Source organism: Butyrivibrio sp. INlla21, from assembly GCF_900116875.1.
GTDB lineage: Bacteria > Bacillota > Clostridia > Lachnospirales > Lachnospiraceae > Butyrivibrio.
Map to the genome: position 1 here is coordinate 1 of NZ_FPCC01000052.1, position 6,306 is coordinate 6,306.

Annotated in this window: 7 protein-coding genes, 1 riboswitch and 1 other annotated feature; all 7 genes read right to left on the bottom strand. The window is 40.2% G+C overall.

The features are described 5' to 3' along the window. Window positions 1–101 precede the first annotated feature (101 nt). Complete coding sequence (locus BM377_RS15815) at window positions 102–1,319, bottom strand: ABC transporter substrate-binding protein (protein ID WP_092250923.1); 1,218 nt, start codon at window positions 1,317–1,319, stop codon at window positions 102–104. Window positions 1,320–1,541: 222 nt separating this feature from the next. Beyond that, a complete protein-coding gene (locus BM377_RS15820; RefSeq protein ID WP_092250925.1) occupies window positions 1,542–2,507 on the bottom strand; it encodes a LacI family DNA-binding transcriptional regulator in 966 nt (321 codons plus the stop codon). Between the two features lie 102 nt (window positions 2,508–2,609). Beyond that, a complete protein-coding gene (tyrS, locus tag BM377_RS15825; protein WP_092250927.1) occupies window positions 2,610–3,830 on the bottom strand; it encodes a tyrosine--tRNA ligase in 1,221 nt (406 codons plus the stop codon). A 68-nt stretch (window positions 3,831–3,898) separates the two neighbouring features. Then, window positions 3,899–4,164, bottom strand: a binding site (T-box leader). A gap of 55 nt (window positions 4,165–4,219) precedes the next feature. After that, window positions 4,220–4,588, bottom strand: a complete 369-nt coding sequence (locus BM377_RS15830; RefSeq protein WP_092250929.1) for a hypothetical protein — start codon at window positions 4,586–4,588, stop codon at window positions 4,220–4,222. A gap of 79 nt (window positions 4,589–4,667) precedes the next feature. Then, window positions 4,668–4,985 (bottom strand): hypothetical protein, encoded by a 318-nt coding sequence (locus tag BM377_RS15835; protein WP_092250931.1) that lies wholly within the window; start codon window positions 4,983–4,985, stop codon window positions 4,668–4,670. A 200-nt stretch (window positions 4,986–5,185) separates the two neighbouring features. Next, entirely contained in the window at window positions 5,186–5,749 is a 564-nt protein-coding gene (locus BM377_RS15840; protein ID WP_092250933.1) for a folate family ECF transporter S component, read from the bottom strand. A gap of 63 nt (window positions 5,750–5,812) precedes the next feature. Further along, a riboswitch (THF riboswitch) is annotated at window positions 5,813–5,917 on the bottom strand. 57 nt (window positions 5,918–5,974) lie between these two features. Continuing rightward, window positions 5,975–6,187, bottom strand: a complete 213-nt coding sequence (locus BM377_RS15845) for a hypothetical protein (RefSeq protein ID WP_092250935.1) — start codon at window positions 6,185–6,187, stop codon at window positions 5,975–5,977. Window positions 6,188–6,306 lie beyond the last annotated feature (119 nt).

Consider the following 6,306-nt stretch of genomic DNA (forward strand, 5'->3'; position numbering starts at 1 on the left):
TTTGCATCTTTTTTTCATCTTGGGTAATATTCACTTGTCAAAGTTCAATTGCCAGAATTTAGCTGGCATGATCACTCAAGATTCCGAGAGATCATCTTACATTACTTTGCTGCAACAAATGCATCATTAAGTTTGTCAACAAGCTCGGCACCTGTCATCTCGGTAGTAAAGAACTCTTTTGTGATAGGTGAAAGATCTGTTGTCACGATACCTGCCGGCCAATCGCTCATTACCCAAGGAATAGTATTTCCTGAGATAACAGCCTCGGATACAGCCTGGTTGATAGGATCGAGATTGTTGTTCTCCATTCCTTCAACTACCGGAATAAAATTAAACTTATCCATCATGTAAGACTTTCCTGTCTCTGATGTGTAGAGCCACTCAAGGAAGTCTTTTGCAAGCTTCTGATCTTCTTCGGATGCATCTGTGTTTACATACCATGCGATAGGAACAGATACGGAAAGCTTCTGATTTCCTTCAACGGGAACAGGTGCAAGTGACATATCGAAAGTTATATCGTAATCCGCAAACATTCCTGTGCACCAGTTACCCTGATGTATCATAGCGGTTTTTCCTGTTGCGAAATCTCCGCAGTTATTGTCGTATGTGATATCAACGGGGTTCTTGCAGTTTGCTCTGATTGCTTCCATGAGCTGAGCAAATTCCCGGAAAGCCTTGCTGTCGTTCATTCTTGCTTCACCGTTAAGGACACTCTGAAGATATCCGTCAGGATCAGGCTGCACTGCGAAAGGTGCATTAAGAATATGTGCGATGAGGAAGTAATCTTCCTGCGAAAGTCCAAGTGCATTCTCAGCATCACTGCTTTCAAGATATGAGATAAGATCTGCTGTTGTCGTGATCTTGGATGCATCAACCTTATCTTTGTTATAAACAAGTCCGAAGCCCTCAACCGTGTAAGGAATTCCGACAACCTTACCATCAATCTCATCTGCCATTCCTGCGCCTATCTTCTTTACAAAAGAAAGATCGCTTAAATCTGCGAGATAGTCAGCCATCTCTCTTGACTCGGCACCCGGCTGAAGTGAGAAAAGTGTAGCTCCGGCCTGTGTTGAAAGACCTGTCTTAAGATCTGAGTAGTAGCTGTCGCCTGTTGTCTCCCAAACTTCAACCTCTACTCCTGTCTCAGCCTGATAATCTTTTGCAAGCTGATTAAGATCAGTCATGATCTCAGTTTTGGACTGGAAAATTGTAATTTTTCCGCTGCTCTTTGCAGCCCCTTTAGCCCCACAACCTGTTAAGCAAAGACCTATTATCATTGTTGCTATAAGTGTAAGTGCTATAACCTTGCTCTTTTTCATAATAAAACCTTCTCCTTCCATTTCTTTCGAAATAGTAAATCGTTACATATTTATTCTAGAACTTCACGATATTTAGGGTCAATATAGCGCAAAATTTTCGGCTTTTATAACGATTTTGATACCGCGTTTTGTGTGATATTTTCAAATAAAAAAGCTGTTTTAGTAAAACGTGAAATTATTTTACTAAAACAGCTAATATTTTACCTGTAAAACGTTATGTATTTATGGTCTTTTTGTTGATGAACGCCACTTCACATTGGTCGAAATTAAAAACGGTTCATAGTTTTCATTACCCTCGATCATCTCGATAAGGTACTGAGCGGCAAGATAACCTCTCTCGTAATTGGGAATATCAACGGTCGTAACGCCCTTTTCGGCAGCCATCCTTGTATTGTCAAAACCGCATACGGCAATGTCTTCCGGAACTCTGATGCCGTTTTCATGAAAGGCTCTCATCGCTCCGATTGCCATCTCATCATTGGCACACACAAGAACATCGGGGCGTTTCTCTGAAAGCATAATAAGCCTCGCCATCTGATAGCCGCTCTTTTCTGTATAGTCCCCGTCGAAGTAGTTCTCTTTTTTGAACTTGATTCCGTTCTCTTCAAGAACATCTCTGAAAGCTTTATATCTTGCGCTGTTGTCCTCACTCTCAAAGCCGCCGAGATAAGCAAAGCGTTTGTATTTGCAAGAAACAAGTCCTTCCATGAGCATTCTCTCTGCAGCATAGTTGTTGATCACAACGCTCTTTATATGAGGCACTTCAATGATCCTGTCCATTACAACGATTGGATAATTCTTTTCTGCCTTCTTAAGGAGCATGGAATCGGCGCACCTACGATCCAACAATATACAGCCGTTGGTAAAAGACTTATTCATGAATTTATCCGTACTCTTATTGGTACAGATGATAAGATCGTAATCCTTAGCCTTAACGTAATCGGAAATACCGCGAATGATCGACAGATAGAACATTCTGTCAAAGTCGGAAAAAGAAAACATGATAGTCCTGTTACTTCCAGTTTTAAGGCTCTTTCCGATGATATTCGGCTCATAATTAAGCTCTTTGCAAATCTTAAGAACACGCTCTTTTGTCTTGGCTCCGACATTGCTCCTACCGTTAAGAACATTTGAAACCGTCGAAGGAGAAACTCCCGCAGCCTTCGCTACATCTTTAATTCCGGCCATATCAATACCTCATAGTCTCATAAGATGAAATACAGCTTAATTATACAATAAAGTCCGAGGAAAAGTAATTTCCTCGGACTTTGTTCAGATCATATTCTTCTATTAAGCTGTGACTTTCTTGAAAGACTTTTTACCTTTCTTTACCATAATGCCATCCGCAAAGTAAGCCTTGTCATATGTTGTCTTTACATCCGTTACCTTTGCATCTGCAACAGTTACGCCGCCCTGCTCAACGGCACGTCTTGCTTCACTTCTTGTTGCACAAAGTCCTGCAGAAACAAGAACCTGAAGGATATCTACAACTCCGTCTCTGAAGTCTTCTTCCTTGAGAGCAACTGAAGGAACATTAGCCATGTCTCCGCCGCCTGCAAAAAGAGCCTTAGCAGCATCCTGAGCTTTCTGAGCTTCCTCTTTTCCGTGAACGAGTGATGTAAGCTCAAATGCAAGGATTTCTTTCTTCTCATTGACTCTTGAGGGGTCCCATTTCTCCATCTCAAGTATCTCTTCGATAGGAATAAATGTAAGCATCTTGATGCACTTATCAACGTCTGCATCAGATACGTTTCTCCAGTACTGGTAGAAGTCATAAGGTGATGTCTTCTCGGGATCGAGCCATACAGCGTTTCCTGCTGTCTTACCCATCTTCTTACCCTGTGAATCTGTAAGAAGTGTTATTGTCATGGCATGAGCATCCTCGCCGAGCTTTCTTCTGATAAGCTCTGTACCGCCAAGCATGTTGCTCCACTGATCGTCTCCACCGAACTCAAGATTACAGTTGTACTTCTGGAACATGTAATAGAAGTCGTATGACTGCATGATCATGTAGTTGAACTCAAGGAATGAAAGACCTTTCTCCATTCTCTGCTTGTAGCACTCAGCTCTGAGCATGTTATTAACTGAGAAGCATGCACCTACTTCACGAAGAAGCTCAACGTAATTAAGGTTAAGAAGCCAATCTGCGTTGTTGACCATCATAGCCTTGCCTTCGCCAAACTCGATGAACTTCTCCATCTGCTTCTTGAAGCAAGCTGCGTTGTGATCGATGTCTTCTCTTGTAAGCATCTTACGCATATCGGTTCTTCCCGAAGGATCACCGATCATTGTTGTACCGCCACCGATAAGTGCGATAGGCTTGTTTCCTGCCATCTGAAGTCTCTTCATGAGTGTAAGCGCCATGAAGTGACCCGCTGTAAGTGAATCGGCTGTACAGTCAAAACCGATGTAGAAAGTTGCCTTTCCTGCATTTACAAGCTCTCTGATCTTCTCTTCGTCAGTTGTCTGAGCGATGAGGCCTCTTGCCTGTAACTCTTCATAAATCTTCATTTCTTTTCCTCCTGATAATTACACGATTGCGAAGGAATAAAAAACGCCCCTCACAATCAAAACTGATTGCGAAGGACGAATAATTCGTGTTACCACCTTCATTCACACATAGCTCACGCCATATGCCTCAGCAAGTACGATCCGCGAAATATCACGAACGATACTCTTCCGATATAACGGTCAGTCCCGTCAGAGCCTACTAAGTTAATTAAATTCAATTCCGCTCTGCAGCTCACGGAGGTATTCATCATCGCCCTTAACCTACGCCTCTCACCACCCGGCAGTTCTCTGTTGTCAGCTTGCGATTCTTACTTATTCCGGTCACAGCCTTTTATGTTTTATATGATAACAAATTTTAGTGAAATATCACGTTTATGTCAAGTTTACGCTTATAATCTTTCCAGCTCAGCTTCCAGGCCTTTCTTTTTGTCCTCGTATCCTTTCATCTTTTCTTGCACTTTCTTTTGAGCTTCTTGTATTTCCGATAATAATTTCAAAGTATCGCGAAGAGGCTTCTCTAGCTCTTTCACACATTTACTCCGATATTCTTCACTTTGTTTCAGCACATCTTGTCCGTACTTACTAAGAACTGACAAATCATAGTTTTTTGTTGGTTCATATGCTTTTTTGATAATATAATCATAGTTTAGTTTAATCTTTTTATGTACTTCCTCAAGTATAAAAATAAACTTTCTATGTCTTTCAATCTGAGCATCTATGCCATCTATTTCATAGCTAATCTCTTTTTTACTGCGCATTTATTCTCCTCACAAGAAATCTCTTTTTATTATCCTTCTACCCATTCCTTAAAAACTTTTATTATACGTGATTGTATGCTCATACCACCTCACCTCCGACATTACTATCTTTTAAGTCAAGGCTTTTACTCGCATCTTTATCAACTTTTATCATGCTGTCTCTGATAACTTGAAGCGAATGTGGAAGTGCTTCTGACGACTCAGATTGATATATTCGGGTAGTATCGTAAGCCTTCTTCAACAATTCATTCATATACTCACCAACAGAAGTTCCCTCCCACACGCTTGTTTTACCAAGCGGAGAATCCTGCAGATTACAGTCAGTTGCTGAACCACGTATACCACCAACAATATCTGTGAACACATTAGTGTCCATAAAGAATTTATTTTCTGACATTTCCCCTTCTCTTTCCTTTTTATATAAGCGTCAACCGTAATATCTCTGTAATATTTTAGCATATATTTTTAATATTTTACAACCTTATTGGGCTATAATTCAGCAAAAAGATCCTATGTTTTAGTGAATATCATCTTAGCGTTTTGTTAATTAAAAAAGATCAAGACATTCATATATAAATATCTTGATCTTTGAAATAATCATTCAAAATAAGGCTTAACAACCTTACTCATAACCGTGAGCATCATAAACAAGATCGCACTGTCAATCGGAAGCATTATCGAATTGGACAAAATTCTTCCGGGAAGGATTGATGAAATAGCCTTTCCGTAAAGCATGTTGAGCCATAACGTATTAAGGCCGACATTGCAGAAAACTTTTACGCATAGCTCTGCGACTACAATTCTCCATAATTTAACAGGCTTCTTATAAAGGAAAAATGCGTAGATCACTGAAGCAACCATTGCAGTAACGGTAAATCCAAAGAAGAAGTTTCCGTCACTTGATAAAAACCATTTGATTATATCAAGCGATCCGCCGAAAATTGCGCCGATTATTGGTCCGAATAAGTAATCGACAATTCTGTTTGGAAGCCCGGAAAATCCGACTTTAATATACGGTCCGAATTTAAGAGTTGCGACTTTTCCTAGAACAATAGCCATAGCAGCCATAAGTCCGCAGAAAGTCATAACTTTCACTTCTTTGAATTTTGAGATGGGATTTGTTTTGATTGTTTGGAATGTTTCGTTTGTAAAATCAGACATAAAATTACCTCCTTTGCAGTTTCCTTTAACCACACCGGAGGCATAATTATTCTCAAGCGATGTAGCAGCGGGATGCGATATTAGTACCGCGGATCATGAAAAAGATCCTTCGTCCCGATGACAACTCCCTGTTCACCGAGCACTTAACGCACTAACGTCTACTCTGCATTTCATATTATTTTTTCCAAAAGAAATAATATCATCGCTTTTATTCAATTGCAACTATTACATTTCACCGGCCATCTTATCGGTAATAGCCTTGATTATGAAGGATCCGGCCGCCCATCCGATAATCCCCAAAACCATGTACATTCCTTCGGATGGAATAACCTTATAAGAAAACATGCAAGCAAACAGTACAGCCCATGCAATATTCCCCAAAATATTGACCGCTGTAGCTTTAGGTTCTTCCGGATAAGTCTTAATAAAAAAACGCATTTTTTCATACCTCCTAAATTTATGAATATACTCTCGGAATCTATAAGCCAGTAACAATGCGGCTTTCAGATTCCTTTTTTATTAAAATCCCCCACTTTTTTATCAAAAAACACTTGACA